The organism is Streptosporangium sp. NPDC049248, assembly GCF_040678965.1.
In the GTDB taxonomy this organism is placed as follows: domain Bacteria; phylum Actinomycetota; class Actinomycetes; order Streptosporangiales; family Streptosporangiaceae; genus Streptosporangium; species Streptosporangium fukuiense.
This window is the reverse complement of sequence record NZ_JBFAQY010000026.1, coordinates 96,481-112,168: the sequence shown is the minus strand read 5'-3', so window position 1 is coordinate 112,168 and position 15,688 is coordinate 96,481. Positions and strand designations below refer to the sequence as shown.

The 15,688-nt window shown below is 70.8% G+C and carries 13 protein-coding genes; 7 read left to right on the top strand and 6 right to left on the bottom strand.

From position 1 onward, the window contains the following. The first annotated feature begins 38 nt into the window (after window positions 1–38). Window positions 39–635, top strand: a complete 597-nt coding sequence (locus AB0K21_RS34385; RefSeq protein ID WP_343971662.1) for a TetR/AcrR family transcriptional regulator — start codon at window positions 39–41, stop codon at window positions 633–635. A 34-nt stretch (window positions 636–669) separates the two neighbouring features. Here the strand turns inward: AB0K21_RS34385 and AB0K21_RS34380 are convergent, their stop codons facing one another. Then, window positions 670–852: a hypothetical protein gene (locus AB0K21_RS34380; protein ID WP_343971659.1), complete on the bottom strand. Its 183-nt coding sequence runs from the start codon at window positions 850–852 to the stop codon at window positions 670–672. Window positions 853–1,121: 269 nt separating this feature from the next. On the opposite strand from AB0K21_RS34380, the gene AB0K21_RS34375 reads away from it, so the two are divergent. Then, the gene (locus tag AB0K21_RS34375; RefSeq protein WP_343971656.1) at window positions 1,122–2,573 is read left to right on the top strand and encodes a methyltransferase; all 1,452 of its coding nucleotides are present in this window, start codon (window positions 1,122–1,124) and stop codon (window positions 2,571–2,573) included. A gap of 312 nt (window positions 2,574–2,885) precedes the next feature. Here AB0K21_RS34375 and AB0K21_RS34370 read toward each other — a convergent pair whose 3' ends face one another. Next, complete coding sequence (locus tag AB0K21_RS34370; protein WP_364155833.1) at window positions 2,886–5,990, bottom strand: BTAD domain-containing putative transcriptional regulator; 3,105 nt, start codon at window positions 5,988–5,990, stop codon at window positions 2,886–2,888. A gap of 303 nt (window positions 5,991–6,293) precedes the next feature. Here AB0K21_RS34370 and AB0K21_RS34365 point away from each other — a divergent pair, with 303 nt between their 5' ends. After that, window positions 6,294–6,779, top strand: a complete 486-nt coding sequence (locus tag AB0K21_RS34365; protein WP_343971650.1) for a hypothetical protein — start codon at window positions 6,294–6,296, stop codon at window positions 6,777–6,779. Between the two features lie 180 nt (window positions 6,780–6,959). On the opposite strand, the gene AB0K21_RS34360 is transcribed toward AB0K21_RS34365, so the two are convergent. Both AB0K21_RS34360 and AB0K21_RS34355 read right to left on the bottom strand, forming a co-directional pair. Next, a complete protein-coding gene (locus AB0K21_RS34360) occupies window positions 6,960–7,604 on the bottom strand; it encodes a GNAT family protein (RefSeq protein ID WP_343971647.1) in 645 nt (214 codons plus the stop codon). Between the two features lie 173 nt (window positions 7,605–7,777). Further along, window positions 7,778–9,058 carry a pyridoxal phosphate-dependent aminotransferase gene (locus AB0K21_RS34355; protein WP_343971644.1) on the bottom strand — a complete coding sequence of 427 codons (1,281 nt, stop codon included), beginning with the start codon at window positions 9,056–9,058 and terminating at the stop codon, window positions 7,778–7,780. Window positions 9,059–9,156: 98 nt separating this feature from the next. Between AB0K21_RS34355 and AB0K21_RS34350 the strand changes: the two genes are divergently transcribed. The 3 genes from AB0K21_RS34350 to AB0K21_RS34340 are packed head-to-tail and all read left to right on the top strand — an operon-like array spanning window position 9,157 to window position 11,876. Further along, on the top strand, window positions 9,157–10,092 hold the full coding sequence (locus AB0K21_RS34350) for a LysR family transcriptional regulator (RefSeq protein ID WP_364155830.1): 936 nt from the start codon (window positions 9,157–9,159) through the stop codon (window positions 10,090–10,092). 54 nt (window positions 10,093–10,146) lie between these two features. Further along, window positions 10,147–10,815: a ribonuclease HII gene (locus AB0K21_RS34345; protein WP_343971638.1), complete on the top strand. Its 669-nt coding sequence runs from the start codon at window positions 10,147–10,149 to the stop codon at window positions 10,813–10,815. A gap of 26 nt (window positions 10,816–10,841) precedes the next feature. Continuing rightward, window positions 10,842–11,876: an LLM class flavin-dependent oxidoreductase gene (locus tag AB0K21_RS34340; protein ID WP_364155828.1), complete on the top strand. Its 1,035-nt coding sequence runs from the start codon at window positions 10,842–10,844 to the stop codon at window positions 11,874–11,876. 8 nt (window positions 11,877–11,884) lie between these two features. Here the strand turns inward: AB0K21_RS34340 and AB0K21_RS34335 are convergent, their stop codons facing one another. Beyond that, window positions 11,885–12,271 (bottom strand): SCO5389 family protein, encoded by a 387-nt coding sequence (locus tag AB0K21_RS34335; RefSeq protein ID WP_343971632.1) that lies wholly within the window; start codon window positions 12,269–12,271, stop codon window positions 11,885–11,887. A 63-nt stretch (window positions 12,272–12,334) separates the two neighbouring features. Next, window positions 12,335–13,300 carry an ATP-binding protein gene (locus AB0K21_RS34330; RefSeq protein ID WP_343971629.1) on the bottom strand — a complete coding sequence of 322 codons (966 nt, stop codon included), beginning with the start codon at window positions 13,298–13,300 and terminating at the stop codon, window positions 12,335–12,337. A 778-nt stretch (window positions 13,301–14,078) separates the two neighbouring features. On the opposite strand from AB0K21_RS34330, the gene AB0K21_RS34325 reads away from it, so the two are divergent. Beyond that, complete coding sequence (locus AB0K21_RS34325; protein WP_343971626.1) at window positions 14,079–15,656, top strand: hypothetical protein; 1,578 nt, start codon at window positions 14,079–14,081, stop codon at window positions 15,654–15,656. Window positions 15,657–15,688: the final 32 nt, after the last annotated feature.

Genomic DNA, 15,688 nt, shown 5'->3' with positions numbered 1-15,688 from the left:
TTTGCGGAATAAGGTTCTGGTGCCTCACCATTGGAATCGTGAAGACTGCCAAGAACGGACGCGACGGCCGCACCAGGATCGTCGAGGGCGCCCTACGACGATTCAGCCAAGATGGTGTCTCGGCCACCACGCTGGCCAGCCTCCGTGAGGAGAGCGGCGTCAGCGTCGGCAGCTTCTATCACCATTTCGCCAGCAAGGAACATGTCTTCGGCGTCCTGTACGCCGAGACCCTGCGCATGTACCAGGACGCGTTCCTCGCCGAACTCCATCGCCACGAGGGGGCGCGGGAGGGCATCGAGGCCATCGTCGCACTGCACATGTCCTGGTGTGGCGAGCATCGCGAGCGCGCCCACCTGCTGATCAGCGAGCGGCCGCCCAGGCGCGAGGAGCCGGGTGGCACCGAGGTGTCGGAGTCGCGCAGGGCGTTCTTCAGAACGGTCTCCGACTGGTGGCGCCCGCACATGAAGAACGGGCTGCTCCAGCCCGTCCACCCGACGATGTGCTATGTGCTCTGGCTCGGACCGGCCAACGAGATGTGCCGCCTGTGGTTCGCCGGGGCACACCAGCCCACCTCCGAGGAGATCGGCGGCCTCTGTGAGGCGGCCTGGCAGAGTCTGCGGCAGCCGGGTTCCTGACCGTCGTCACCGTTCCCGCCCGGCCGGAGCGGGCTCAGCGGGTGCCCGCCAACTGGCGCATCCGCGTCGACACCCGCCAGACGTCCTCGTCGAGCGAGATGTCCAGTCGCAGGTCCTGGCGCCGGCGCCGCAGGCCGGGCACGCGCACCCGGTCGGAGACGTCGAACCTGCCGCGCCTGGCGTAGCCGAACCCCAGCTCTCCGGGGAGGACTCGCAACTCATCCTGATTGCCACATCGCGGACAGGTCCAGGCGACCAGATCCTTGCCTCGGCAATAGTCGTGGCAGGCGCGAAAATACTCATCAGGGCGAAAACGGGACTCGCAGGCGAAGCAGGGGATCAGCATCACGGATCCTTTGAAACGGATGGCGCAGTTACCAAGAAGTACCGCCTCCCGGTTGAAGCCCGCTTGCAGAATGCTTACCCCGGTGTGTAACAGTCTCATCACTCGGGGCAGCCGGACGTGCCCGGTGCGAGGATTGCCCGGTGAACGATCTGCTGGACCGGCTCAGAGAGCTTCTGCTCGACACCGGCTACACCATCGACGGCGTCCGCGAGCGACTCGGGGACGTCGCCGCCACCGCGCTCTCTCGCGAGGAGACGGTGCCCGCCCTGCGCGCCACCGGTCAGGGCGACCCGCTCGGCACCCTGATCCGGCTGTGGTGGCTCGGCGCCCCCGTGGAGGCGCGAGGGGCACCGGCGGGGCTCCCGCTGGAGGAACTGGCCGCCGCGGGACTGGTGACCGTCGAGGGCGGGCGGGTCGCCTCCACGGTTCACCTGCAGCCCTGGGAGACCGGTGGTTACCTGGTCTCCGACCGCAAGGTCAGGCCGGGCGACCCCGCCCTGCGCCCGGACCACGTCGTCGGCGCGGGGGGAGCCTCGGCGAACCTCGCCCAGCTGGCCTCACGTCGCCCGGTCGGGCGTGCTCTGGATCTCGGTACCGGGTGCGGGGTCCAGGTGCTCCATCTGAACGGCCGCGCCGAGGAGATCACGGCCACCGACGTCAACCCGCGCGCGCTGGAGCTGGCCCGGTTGAGCTGGGCACTGTCCGGGATCACCGGGGTCGAGGCGCGGCGGGGTTCCATGTTCGATCCCGTCGAGGGCGAGCGCTTCGACCTGGTCGTCTCCAACCCGCCGTTCGTGATCTCCCCGGCCGGCCGGTTCACCTACCGGGAGTCGGGCTTGTCCGCCGACGACTTCTGCCGCGACCTCGTACGGCGGGCGCCGGGCCACCTCGCACCCGGCGGCACCTGCCACCTGCTGGCCAACTGGCTGCACGTCGACGGCGAGGACTGGCGTGACCGGGTGGGCGGCTGGCTCGCCGGGACCGGCTGTGACGGCTGGGCGGTCCAGCGCGACGTGCAGGATCCCGCCGAGTACGTCGAGCTGTGGCTGAGGGACGCCGCCGAGCAGGGCACCCCGCGCTACCGCGAGCTCTACGACGACTGGCTCGGCTGGTTCGAGTCCGAGAACGTCACCGGGATCGGCTTCGGCTGGATCACACTGCACGACTCAGGGAGTCTTGACCCGGTCGTGCGGGTGGAGGAGTACGGCCTGCCGGTGGAGTTGCCGGTCGGCGGATACGTGGACGAGGTGCTCGGCGCGATCACCACGGCACACCGGCTGACCGACGCCCAGCTGCTGGGCGCCAGACTGGCGGTCGCCGAGGGGGTGCTGGAGGAGCGGACCGGACCGCCCGGCGCCGAGGACCCGGCGCGGATCGTGCTGCGGCAGACCGGGGGGCTGCGCCGCAGCACGCGGGTCGGGACCGTGGAGGCCGCCCTCGCGGGGGTCTGCGACGGCGACTATCCACTGGCCCCGCTGCTCGACGCGATCGCGGAACTCATCGGCGAGGACCCCGACGACCTGCGGGCCAAGGCTCCTGCCGTGCTCCGCCCGCTGATTGCCGAAGGGTTTTTCCACATATCCACAGGGTGATTCTCCACAGGCTGTGGATATCGCCGCTATCGCCTGTCAATCGGATGTCAAACCCGGCGGGGGAAGCTCTGGGCGTGGGCACGGATCCGGGGGGTGAAGGGTCCGTGCAAAGTCCGGCCGGCCGCCACAGTGAGGCGGCCGGCCCGCGGGTGACGTACCGGATGACCGGGCCCCCTACACGTCGCCCGGGGCCAGGCGGCCGGCCGGGCTGCCACGTCCATTCCGGACCGCGGACCGACTTCGAGGGGTATGCCAGTGATCAACCACATCTGGATGACGCGACTTGACGATGATCTTTATGATGATCTTGGATCAGCTGTCGACCTGGTCGCGCTCCAGCAGCAGGCGCAGATCCTCGGCCTCGGGCGCCCCGAGCCTGCTGAACAGGTCGTGGGCGCGTTCGAGGCAGTCGCGACCGCGGCCGGTGCTGCCGAGGCCGTTGAGCGCCTTGCCTAGCACCCACAGAGCCTGCGCCTCACCGTACGGGTGGCTGATCTCCCGGCTCACGGTAAGCGCCTGCTCCGCGTGACGGGTCGCGTCCGTGAAGCGGCCCGCGTGGATGAAGGTCTCGGCCAGCCGGGAACAGACCCGCTGCTCCCAGACCCGTTGCCTGCTGGCCCGGAAGAAGGCGAGGCACTCGGCATGGTGGTGGACCGCCTCGGTCAACCGGCCGACCCGCGACAGGATCATCCCCAGGTGGTAGCGGGCCCTGGCGGTGCCGGCGCTGGAGCCCATCTCGATGAACAGGGCCAGCCCCTGCTCGGCGGCGGCGATCGCCTCCTGCGGCTGCTCCAGGAACAGGTGGTCGCGGGCGGAGTAGCTGAGCGTCAGCGCCTCCCCGCCCCGCGCTCCGACCTCCCTGAACGCCTCGCGCGCCGAGCTGAACCAGGCCAGGGCCTCCACGTGGCGACGTCGGCGCCCGGCCACGACGGCCAACGCGTTCAGCACCTCGCCGACAACGATGCGGTCGCCCCCGGCCGACAGCTCCAGGGAGGCGCGGAACTCCTCCTCGGCCTCGGCCAGCCGGTTGGTGCCGAACAGCACACGGCCCAGCACGTAGCGGCAGCGCAGCTCGCTGGAGACGGCACCGAGCCGTCGCGCCACGGCCAGCATCTCCCGCGTCCGGCTCTCGAATTCGCGGCCGTGGCTTCCCGACTCCAGCAGCGGCTCCATGGCGAGCAGCAGGTCGGCCCCCGGCAGCAGTGCCTCGGCCCGGTTCGCGCGGGCCACCTGGGTGATCGACGCGAACAGCGACTCCGCCTCCACCGACAACCAGGCCACAGCCTCGTCGGCGGAGACGAAGGCGTGGCCGGTACCGGTGACCCCCAGCTGGTCGGCGATCGTGCTGCCCTCGTAGGCGAGGCGGTGCGCCGAGCGCGCGGACGCCAGGTAGAAGTCGAGCAGCCGGGCCAGCGCCGCCGCGCCCTCCCCGCCGATGGCCACACTCACCCCGGACCCGCGCCACTCTTCGCCGTCCTGACCGTCGTCTCCCCCCGCCGTGCTCTCGGCCCGTTCCGCGATCCGGCGGGCGAAGAGCTTGAGCAGGTCGTGGAAGCGGTAACGGCCGGGGGCCGGAGCCTCAAGCAGGCTGGCGTCCACCAGGGACTCCAGGACGTCCTCGGTGTCCATCGCCTCCAGCGCGAGCAGCCCGGAGGCGGCCCCGATCGAGATGTCCGGGCCACCGGGCAGGGAGAGCAGCCGGAACGCGCGGGCCTGAGCCGGACTGAGCTGGCCGTACCCGAGGGCGAAGGTAGCCTCCACCGCGAGGTCTCCCACGCGCATCTCGTCCAGGCGGCGGCGCTCGTCGGCCAGCCGGGGAACCAGGGAGGCGACGGTCCAGGACGGCCGGGCGGCCAGGCGCGCCGCCACGATTCGCACCGCGAGCGGCAGGAAACCACAGGCGGCGACCACGTCCATGGCGGCGGCGCGTTCCGCCTCCACCCTCTCGGTGCCTGCGACGGTGCCGAACAGCGCGAGGGCCTCCTCCGGCTCCATGACGTCCAGGTCGATCAGCCGGGCCGAGGCCAGGTCGGCGAGTTTGCCGCGACTGGTCACGATCGCCGCGCACCCTGCCGAACCGGGGAGCAGCTGGCTCACCTGCGCGGCGTCGCGGGCATTGTCCAGCAGCACGAGCATCCGCCGGTCGGCCAGGAGCGACCGGAACAGCGCGGAACGCTCGGCCAGGCCGTCGGGGATGGCGTCGGAGGGCAGGCCGAGCCCGCGCAGGAACGCGGCCAGCACGGACTCGGGCGCGGTCGGCTCCACGCCGTACCCGCGCAGGTCGGCGTAGAGCTGGCCATCGGGGAACAGATCGTGCATGGCATGGGCGACGTGCACCGCCAGAGCCGTCTTGCCCACGCCGCCGATGCCGGAGATGGCCGCCACGGGCACGCCCTCGGAGCCCTCCTGGGCCGACAGCAGCGTGCGCAGCCGCGCGATGATCTGACGGCGCCCGGTGAAGTCGTTCACGGCGGCGGGAAGCTGCGCGGGGCGCGGCAGCTCCGGGACCACCGGTGTTCCCCGCCTCCCCGACGTTCTCATCGGCTCCGGCTCCGGCTCCGGCTTCGGGCTCCGGTCCGGGGCGCCCGGTGCGGCCTCGGCGGGCGCGAGCCGTGCGGGGCGGCCGCCGAGCGCGAGGGCCGGGTCGTCGGTGAGAATGCGCTGGTGCATGCTCGTCAGGTCGGGGCCGGGCTCGATGCCCAGTTCCTCGATCAGCGTGGCGCGGGTGTCGGCGAAGGCGGCGAGTGCCTCCGCCCTGCGCCCGCAGCGGTAGTAGGCCAGCATCAGCTGGGCGCGGAGTCGCTCGCGCAGCGGATGGTCGGCGGTCAGCGCGATCAGCTCGGACAGCACGTCGGCGTGCCTGCCCAGCTCCAGGTCCAGGTCCATCAGGACTTCCAGCACGCTCATCCGGCGCTCGGTGAGCCGGTCGCGCTGGTGTTCGGCATAGGGGCCGACGGCTCCGGCCAGCGGCTCGCCGGTGCACAGCGCCAGGCTCGCACGCAGGCTCTCCGCGGCTTTCGCCGGCTCGCCCGCGCGGCGCGCGACCTCGGCCTCGGCGATGCCACGCTCGAAGAGAACCAGGTCAAGGACGACCCCGTTCAGCCGGAGCGCGTACCCCCTGCCGACGGAGGTGAGCAGTTCGGGGCGGGTGCGCGGGGACCTGTCCGGCTCCAGCACCGCTCGCAGCCGGGAGACGTAGGTGCGCAGGGCGCCGAGCGCGCGGGGCGGGGCGTCGTCCCCCCAGATCGCGTCGATCATCTCGGTCGGCGTCACCGCCCGGTTCTCCCTCAGCAGGAGCATCGCCAGGATGGAACGTTGCAGTGGGGTGCCCAGGTCAAGCTCGGATCCGTCACGCCAGGCCTGGACAGGACCGAGTACGGCGAACCGTAATCCGTCTCCGCTGCCCTGAACAGCCATTTCTTGAATCTCCGCCCGATGGGAAGGTTTATGGCCAAATGATAGATCCTCCCCTGCTGACTCAGTAAGTAGAGGGTTGTCCGTTCGCCGAGCCGTTGATCGCACGTTAATCGGCTGTTGAGTCATGTCCACAATGCTGTGGCTGTCGGGCATGGCCCCATACGGGGGCGGCCATGCCCGACATGTCGGTGGATTGCAGGTATGAATAAAGGTGCTGTAAGCGTGATGAAGGCGGGCGGGCCTATCAATGAGCCATGGCTCCTAGAGGAAGTCGGGAGCCGCCCCCTCAAGGAGAGAACCATCATGCGCCGCTCGATCAGCAAACTCCTCGGTCTCGCCGCCGCCACCGCCGTCATCGCGATCGGTGTTCCGGCCCTCGCCTCCCCGGCCTCGGCCGCCACCCCCGCCGCCGGTTCGGCCGCCTCCAGCGACTACGACGAGTTCTGGGGCTCCTACTACTCCAAGTACTACAACGGCTCCCGCGCCAGCGCCAAGGGCCGCGTCTGGACCGAGGACGACGACAGCGTCCACGTCCAGGGCAGGCTCTACGACAAGTACTCGCCGAGCTGGCTCTGCGGCTACGTCCAGTTCAAGGTCGAGGACCACGAGGGCGAGGAGAGCTACTACTGGGCGCGCAAGTGCGGCTCCCAGGGCTACACCCCCTTCCACTTCGTCCGGGAAGAGGTTGAAAACCTGCAGGTCAGGGTCTGCTACTGGGACAAGCACGACGCCAAGAGGGCGCTGTGCGGCAAGTGGCGCTACATCTACGAGGTCGATGGCGAGGAGTGACCCCACCTCGTCCGGCGGATCCCCTCCATGACCCGCGTACGCCATCAGACGAATACCAGGCCCGCCCGAGACCCGGGCGGGCCTTTTGTTCAATTAAGTAGTTAAAGCGAGCTTTTACCGTTATGTGGCTTTTGTCGGTTTATTTGATTCTCCTTGCCTCACCCCTCGTCCGGGGGCGTCTCACGCGGCCTCGAACAGGCCCATCCGCGCACGCAGCCGTTCTCGGACGATCGGCCATTCGTCGCTCAGGATCGAGTAGTACGCGGTATCTCGGACCGTGTCGTCGGCGCCTCGGCTCTCCGCCCGCCGCACACCGTCGAGGTGCGCGCCGAGGGCTTCGATGGCGGCCCGGGATCGTACGTTCCGTATGTCGGCCTTGAGGGTTATGCGGTGGACCTGCCAGGTCTCGAAGGCGAGGGAGAGCATCAGGTACTTGCTCTCGCGGTTGATACCGGTTCCCTGCGCGGAGGCGGAGAGCCAGGTGTAACCGATGTCCGCCACGGACGGGACATCGCCCACCGCCCCACGAGTACCCGGCGGCCAGGGCATGGGGCCCTGCCAGTACTCCAGGTTCATGAGACGGGTGGCACCGACCACGCGGTCGGTGTGAAGCCACCGGATGGCGAAGGGCATCGTGCGGCCCTCCGCCTGCTCAGCCAGAGCGGCCTCCACATAGGAGACCATCTCGTCCCGGCCATTGGGGACACGAGTGAAGGTATAGGTGGAACGGTCTTCACTCGCCGCGGCGACGAGGTCGTCGACGACCGCGAGGCTGAACGGTTCCAGGCGCACGAGGCGCCCGGACAGGGTGACAGAAGCGGGCATGAGCACATAATGAGGGCTCTTTCCCCTGCTCGATGCCAAACGACACGAGACATCTTGGCGAGCATCATGAGAAGCACCGGCCGCAGGACTCTCCACAGTGAGAAAGAGCAGGTCAGACCCGCTGAATCCGCCCTGGGAACGCGCGTCGCCGACGCGGGGGCCGCGATGCGATCTCACCCCGTCGTGGGGGCCGCGACGAGCGGGGCGCGTACCTGCGGGCGAGGTGGCCGCCGGGTGGTGCGCAGGTCGGCCAGAGCCTCGCTCAGATGGTCCAGCGAGGCCGAGATCCAGGGCAGTTCCAGGGGGTCGGAGGCACCGAGCGCGGCCAGCCGACGCCGCGTCGTCTCGCCGTACAGGAGGCTGGTCGCCACCCGCGTCCGCAGGGCCGCCGGGTCGTCGCCGAAGGCGTGGCCGGGGAGCACTCCGACGCCGTGCCGGTCGAGCAGATACGCCGACAGGTCGGCGGAGGACGCGAAGTCCAACCCGGTGAAGTCGGGGTAGAGGTAGAAGCCGCCCTGCGGCGCGTCCACCCGCACGCCCGCGCGGACGAGCCGCTCGTGCACCGCCCGCGCCACCGTGCCGTGCAGCCTGCGGCTCTCGCCGATCCGCTCGACGAGCTCCGGCGGTTCGGTGTACGCGTACGCCGCCGCCTGCTGGACGGGTGCGGCCGGGCTGGACCAGATCTCGCTTGCGACCGCCAGCAACCGGTCACGCAGCCCCGCGGACGGGAGCCGGGCCACACCGATCCGCCAGCCGCCCAGGGCGAGGCTCTTGCTGAGCCCGCTGGTGATCACGGTCCGTTCGGGGGCCACGTCGGCGGGGCTGAGAAAGCCGGTGGCCGGGGAGTGGACCAGGTCGCGGTAGATCTCGTCGGAAATGATGGTGAGGTCGAGCTCGCGGGCGACCTCGGCGATCCGCCGGATCGTGGACGCCCCGGCCAGCGTGCCGCTGGGGTTGTCGGGCAGTGTGACCAGCAGCGAACGCACGTCGCGTCCCTGGGCGCGGGCGTGCGTGACCGCCGCCGCCACGCGCTCGGGGTCGGGCACCCCGCCCTCGCCATCGGGCGCGGGAACGAGCAGGGAACGCGCCCCGACCAGGTCGGCCTGGGCGGCGTAGCTGACCCAGCTCGGCATCGGCAGCACGATGTCGCCGCCGACCGCCAGCAGCAGGCCGTACAGCAGGGGTTTGCTCCCGGGGCCGCAGACCACCAGTTCCGGGTCGGTGGGCAGACCCCGCCGCGACCAGTAGCCGGAGGCAGCCTCGCGCAGCGCCGGCGCGCCGGCGACAGGTCCGTACCCGTTGTGCCCGGACGCCGCGGCCAGCCGCTCGCGCAGAGCCGGATGAACGGGCAGCCCCGCCTCTCCGAAGGCCAGGTGCAGCACGCGCTCCCCGGCGAGCCGTCTTCGCTCGATGTCCTCGTTGGCCGCCAGGGTGGCGGAAAGGGTGACGTTCATCGTGAGGTCCCTCCCTCGTTGCGGAACGTTCCCAACCCTGATGAGGTAGGGGCGTAAGGACAAGCTTCGGTTCTCGCGGGTGGGCATAAGGAAAGCTGATGCTTGATTTGCGGAGACTCGCGCTGATCTGCGAATTCGCCCGCCGGGGCAGCATCGCCGCCACCGCGGCATCCCTGGGTTACAGTCCCTCGGCGGTCTCCCAGCAGCTGGCCGCGCTGGAGCGCCAGGCCGGGACCGCGTTGATCGACAGGACCGCCAGGAGCGCGGAGCTGACCGACGCGGGGCGCCGCCTGGTCGAGCACGCCGAGCGCATCCTGGCCATGGTGGAGAGTGCCGAGTCCGATCTGTCGGCCCAGGCCGTCACCCCGGCGGGACGGGTCACGGTGACCGCCTTCCCCACCGCCGCGGTCGCCTTCGCGCCCGCGCTGACCAGGACGCTCCGCCGACACGGCGGGATCACCCTGCGGATGGGGCAGGGGCGCTCGGGGCGCGGGATGCGCGAGGTGCAGTCAGGCGAGGTGGACATCGCTCTGATCGACGACTGGTACGGCGGCATACGCGAACCGGACACCATGCGGGTCTTCCCGCTGCTGCGCGATCCGCTGGTGCTCGTGGTGCCGCGCACGCACCGGCTCGCCTCCCCCGACGTCCCCGTCGACCTGCGCGAGCTGAGGGAGGAGTCCTGGATGGCCACCCCGGACGGCGAGCCCTCCCGGCTGGCGGTGGACCGGCTGATGGCCGACGTCGGCGGCCACCGGCCGGTGCCCTGGGAGTTCGAGGGACTGAGCACGATCATCGGTCTGGTCGCCAAGGGCATCGGCATCGCGGCCGTTCCCGCCCTGGCGCTGGCCGCGGGTGTCCGGGGCATCGTCGTCCGCCCACTGCCCGGCCCGCCGGTCGGCCGGACCGTCCACGCCGTCGCCCGATCCTCCAGCGTGCACCGCCCTGCCGTCTCCGTCACCCTCAGGGCCGTCCACGTCGCCGCCAGGCTCCTCGCCGCCGACCTGGAGGCGGTCGAGCCCGTGCCCAGATGACGCCCTCGGGTACACCGGGAGACGGTCGCGCTCCCCTGCCGGTAACGTCGGCGCATGCCTCCCTCCTACGCGCTCGAGCGATTGCTGAACGACGGCGGTGCCAAGCTGGTCGCCGGGGTGGACGAGGTCGGGCGGGGAGCCTGGGCGGGCCCGGTGGCGGTCTGCGCCGTGGTCACCGACCTGTCGGAACCGCCCGCCGGCCTCACCGATTCCAAACTGCTCACCCCCGCCCGCCGCGCCGCCATGGTCGCCGAGATCACCGCCTGGGCGGCCGGTATCGGGTACGGCGAGGCGTCCCACGAGGAGATCGACACGCTCGGGATGACCGAGGCCCTGCGCAGGGCGGCCAGGAGGGCGCTGGCCGGGCTTCCCGTCCGGCCCGACGTGGTCGTGCTGGACGGCAAGCACGACTATCTGGGTGCGCCCTGGCCGGTCCGGTGCGAGGTCAAGGGTGACCTGTCCTGTGTCTCGGTGGCCGCGGCCTCGGTGATCGCGAAGGTTCGCCGGGACACCTACATGGCCTCGCTGGGCTTCTCCGAGTACGGGTTCGCCGAGAACGCGGGTTACCCCTCCCCGGTCCACCAGGCGGCCCTGGCCGAGCTCGGCCCGACGGAGCACCACCGCCTGTCCTGGTCGTACCTGGACGATCTGCCCCGCTGGCGCCACCTCAAGAGGCACCGCAACCCATTGGCCGGTGAGGGCCAGCTCGACCTCTTCGGCTAGCGGCGGACATCGGACATCATCGAAGAGTGCGAATCGGAGTCTTCCTGGTCGCGGCGGGATTTCCCGGCCGGCAACCGGGAGAGGTGCTGCGCGACACCGTGGACGCGGTCGTGGCCGCGGAGGAGGCGGGATTCGATGACGCGTGGATCGCCGAGCACCACTTCATGTCGTACGGCGTCTGCCCGTCGGCGGCGACGCTGGCCGGTGTGGCGCTGGGACGCACCGCCAGGATCAGGGTCGGGACGGCGGTGAGCGTCCTGTCCACCCGGCATCCGGTGGATCTGGCCGAGCAGGCGGCGATCCTCGACCAGGTCTCCGGGGGCCGGTTCTCCCTGGGGGTGGGCAGGGGTGGGCCGTGGGTGGACCTGGAGGTGTTCGGCACGGGCCTGGCGAGGTTCGAGCGCGGCTTCCGCGAGTCACTCGACCTGCTGTGCGAGGCGCTCTCGCGTGACACGCTCTCCGCGAGCGGGGAGTTCTTCGCCTTCAGGCAGGTGCCGATGGTGCCGGCGGCCCGGCTCAGGCCGGTTGTCGCGTGCACCTCGCCCGCGACCGTGCGGATCGCCGCCGAACGCGGGCTGCCGATGCTGCTGGGCATGCATGTCGGGGACCGGGAGAAGGCGGCCATGCTCCGTGACTACGGCGCGCTGGTGGCCGGCCCGCTGTCACCGCCCGGTCATGTCGCGGCGGCCGTGGGGTACGTGGCCGACACGACGGAGCAGGCTGTGCGGGAGATGCGGAAGGCCATGCCGCGCTGGCTGGAGCCGGGTCTCGCGGGATACGTACCGGTGGACGGGCGGGCGCGGCCGGTGCGCGACATCGGGGAGTACGTGGACTTCCTCTGCGGGACGCATCCGGTCGGCTCACCCGACCTCTGCGTGACGAGGATCGAGCGGACCGCCGAGGTCACCGGCCTGCGGCATTTGATTCTCATGGTGGAGGGGGCGGGCGATCGCGCCCGCACCCTTGAGAACATCAGACGGCTGGGAGCCGAGGTGCTGCCCAGGCTCTCCGGCCGTGCCCGCCGGGTACGGCGGGCACGGGGAGGAACGGCCTCGGGATGAGGCCGCCGTCAGCAGTCGACGAGCTCGGGCGTCTGGTTGAGGATCTGAGACCTGGCGGTGATGAACTCCGCGTGGGCCCCGGTGGCGGCCGGGTCGAAGACCGCGACCCGGTGGCAGTTCTGGAAGGCCAGCCGCACCCCGAAGTGCCGTTCCAGGGCGCCACGCATGGCGTCGCTGGCGAGCGCGCGCAGGAGCTGGCCGCGGGCGGCCTCGTCCGGCGGTGGCACGGTGTTGTCGGCGAATTCGGCACCGGTATGTTCACGCTGTTTGACCAGGTCGCTGATCAGTGACCAGGCGTAGGGCAGTGAGTCTCTGACGCAGGTGACAAAAGCCGCGTCGTCCACCTCACCGGTCCTGGCCTGGTCGAGAAGATCGTTCGAAACGGTCAGTGACATACTGCGTTCTCCTCTCGGAAGGGGATCAATCAGACACTAGGTCGGGCGTAGTGATCGCTCCATCTAGCGGGAGAGCGACACTCGCGTGGGCCCGAAGACGAAGTCGGGGTCGATCTGAGCCGCCAGATCCTCGCCCGTTGCCCTGTTGGCCCAGGCCTCGGCATTGCGGAGGTGGAACCGCACGGCCTGGCGGCCGAAGCGGTCCCAGTCCTTCTCCTGGGCGTCGAGATGGTCGAGGAGCGTGCCCAGGGCCCGGGAGTTGGCCACCTCGAGGTCGGAGAGGGTGAAGGGGCGGCCCTGCTCCATCGCGCGGATCGCCGCGGAGTGCTCCAGGCAGACGAGCAGGTCGGCGCCGACCTGCTCGCGCAGGAACGACACGTCCCCGGGGCCGTGGATCTTGTTGCCCACCACCGCGATCGGCACGCCGTAGTCGGCGGCGTAGTCACGGTACTGCCGGTAGACGCTCACTCCCTGGCGGGTCGGCTCGACCACCAGGAAGGTCATGTCGAAGCGGGTGAACAGCCCCGAGGCGAAGGAGTCGGCTCCGGCCGTCATGTCGACCACGACGTACTCACCCGCGCCGTCGAGCAGATGGTTGAGATACAGCTCCACGGCGCCGACCTTGGAGTGGTAACACGCCACCCCCAGGTCGTCCTCGCTGAACGGCCCGGTGACCATCAACAGGGGCCCCTCGGGTGCGGCGACGGCGAATCCGGCGTGGATCGGGTCGTTCCGCTCGTCGAGGCGGAGCAGACGCGAGCCGCGCCCCGGCGGGGTGGTCTTGACCATCGCCGAGGCCGAGGAGATGCGAGGGTTGTCGCCTCGCAGGTATTCCTTGATCTCGGCCAGGTGTGAGCCCATCGGTCTCGGCAGCGCGCCGTCGGCCACCCCCAGCGCCATGCCCAGGTGCTGGTTGATGTCGGCGTCGACGGCCACGACGGGACCGCCCCGGCCTGCTGTGTATCTGGAGAACAGCGCCGACAGAGTCGTCTTGCCGCTGCCGCCCTTGCCGACGAATGCCACCCTCACGACGACGATCCAATCTGGTTATGAAAATCATTGCAACTCTTGCGAGGGGACCATCATGCCACGGGGGGCGAGGGCGCGTGGCGTGTATCACCGAGCGGAGTGGGAGGGCGCCCTCGCTGCGTACGCGGATGAAAGTGGTCTCTCATGACAAGTACGGATGTGGGTCCTGAGGGAAAACACCTGCCATGTCATGACCGGTGCTGAAGGTCCGCCGTTACTGCTTCGCTCCTTCCTGTATGGACTCGGCGACGGCCTTGGGGGCGGGTAGGGCAGATGTTTGCCATCGACTCCGGTGAGATCCCGGTCGCCCGGGTATCCCACCCCGAGTCGGTTGATCTTGAGCCCCCCGGCGGGATCGTGGACGAGAAGTCAGCAAGGGGCTTTGGTGGTAGGTACCGATACCTGGTCACGTCGCGTTTCCGAGCGGCGAGCCGACGGGTTCGCCGCGTGGGGGGTCGCGCTCGCGATGCTCGCGACGCCGTTGGTCGTCTCCGCCCCGCCCCGGGCCGGGACGGAGACAGCACCGTCCCACCCGGCCACCGTGACGTCTTCGCAGCGATCGGAGGCCGGCGAGAGAGCCCCGTCCGCTCCGGCGGAGGTGACCGAGATGACGGAGGTGGCGGAGGCGGGGGCCGGGGCCACCGAGACGGTCTCGCCCGTTCCTGCCGGGCGGAGGTCTTTGCCCGCTCCAGCGGAGGCGGAGGCGGAGGCGGAGGCCGGGGCCGGGGCCACCGAGACGGCCTCGCCTGTCCTTGCCAGGTCCGGTGGAAGGAGGTCCTTGCCCGCTCCAGCGGACGCGGAGGCGGAGGCGAGGGTCGAGATCACCAAGACGGCCTCGCCCGCTCTCGCCAAGCCCGGGCAGAAGATCACCTACACCGTCGAACTGCGCAACACCGGTGACGCCGACCGGCCGGACTTCGGCTTCACCGACGACCTGTCGGGCGTGCTCGACGACGCGGACTTCGACCACGACGCGTCGGCCACCTCGGGCACGGTCTCCTTCACCGAGTCCAGGCTCACCTGGTCGGGTGACGTGGCCATAGGCCAGACGGTGACGATCACCTACGGAGTCACGGTGAACGACCCTCCGGCGGGGGACATGCGGCTCTCCGGCGAACTGGTCGGTGGCGAGGGCTCCAACTGCGAGGCCGGTTCCACCGATCCCGCCTGCGGCAACCTCGACGCGCCCGGCCTGCCGCTGCTGTACGTCCTCATGACGGCGGACCGGGAGACTGTCGATCCCGGCCAGGTGGTCGCGTACACGGTCACCGTCGGCAATGTCGGCACCGCCGCCTATCCGGGTGCCGCGCTCACCGGGGAACTCTCCGGGGTGCTCGACGACGCGATCTACAACGGCGACGCGCGGGCCACGGGCGGAACCGTCTCGTACGGCGCGTCGAAGCTGGCCTGGACCGGTGACATCCCGGCGGGCGAGACGGTCACCATCACCTACAGCGCGACCGTGAACACCCCCGACACCGGGGACCGGGTGCTGGACAGCGCCGTCCAGGCTCGCGGGGGCGGGACGAACTGCCCCGGCCCGGCACCGGGACCGGCCAGGCCCGGCGAGCCCCTTCCCGTGACGGGCCTCGGCTGTGCGCAGCGGGTCGCGGTGGAGGGTGTGACGATCAGCAGGACGCTAGCGCCGGAGGAGCCCGAGGCGGGTGACACCGTGACCTACACGATCACGGTCACCAACCCGGGGCGGATCGCGTACCCCGGAGCCCGCCTCACGGACGATCTGTCGGGGGTGCTCGACGACGCGGTGTTCGGCGATGTGGAGGCATCCTCGGGCACCGTCAGCTACGCCGAGCCGGTGCTCGACTGGCGGGGTGACATTCCGGCGGAGTCCACGGTGACGATCACCTACCGCGTCACGGTGGGCGACCCTCCTCCGGGCGACTCCGCGCTGCGCGACGAGGTGGTGGGCGTGGAGCCCGAGTCCAACTGCTCCGCGGGGTCGACCGATCCCGACTGCGGGACGGAGCCGGTGGGGATAGCCCCGACGCCGGCCTCGGCATCGGGGGCCGGCCCCGACCGGGAACCGGGGGCCGCCACCGATCCTGTGCCGGAGTCGGCGCCGATCCCCGGCCGGGAACCGGTGTCGCCACCCGTTTCCGATCCGGGGCCGATCCCTTCGCCCACGCGGGTGACCGGGCGGTCTCCCGCGCCGCCGTACGGGCCGGGCTGGGAACGGCCCCTGCCGATCCCCTGTCCCGTCGGCGGGCCCTGCGCGGGACCGGGCCGCCCCGCCCTGCCGTTCACGGGCCTGCCGCTCGGACCGGTCCTGGCGGGGTTCCTGCTCCTCGGGCTCGGCCTGGCCCCGCGGCTGTGCCACCGGCGCGGGACGTCCTGATGTTCCGTTCCTCAACGGAGGCCGTGAACGCG

Coding starts and splice junctions, on each gene's coding strand:
- AB0K21_RS34370 (WP_364155833.1), bottom strand. CDS start 5,990: ATGGCTGTTCAGGGCAGCGGAGACGGATTACGGTTCGCCGTACTCGGT.
- AB0K21_RS34365 (WP_343971650.1), top strand. CDS start 6,294: ATGCGCCGCTCGATCAGCAAACTCCTCGGTCTCGCCGCCGCCACCGCC.
- AB0K21_RS34360 (WP_343971647.1), bottom strand. CDS start 7,604: ATGCCCGCTTCTGTCACCCTGTCCGGGCGCCTCGTGCGCCTGGAACCG.
- AB0K21_RS34355 (WP_343971644.1), bottom strand. CDS start 9,058: ATGAACGTCACCCTTTCCGCCACCCTGGCGGCCAACGAGGACATCGAG.
- AB0K21_RS34350 (WP_364155830.1), top strand. CDS start 9,157: ATGCTTGATTTGCGGAGACTCGCGCTGATCTGCGAATTCGCCCGCCGG.
- AB0K21_RS34345 (WP_343971638.1), top strand. CDS start 10,147: ATGCCTCCCTCCTACGCGCTCGAGCGATTGCTGAACGACGGCGGTGCC.
- AB0K21_RS34335 (WP_343971632.1), bottom strand. CDS start 12,271: ATGTCACTGACCGTTTCGAACGATCTTCTCGACCAGGCCAGGACCGGT.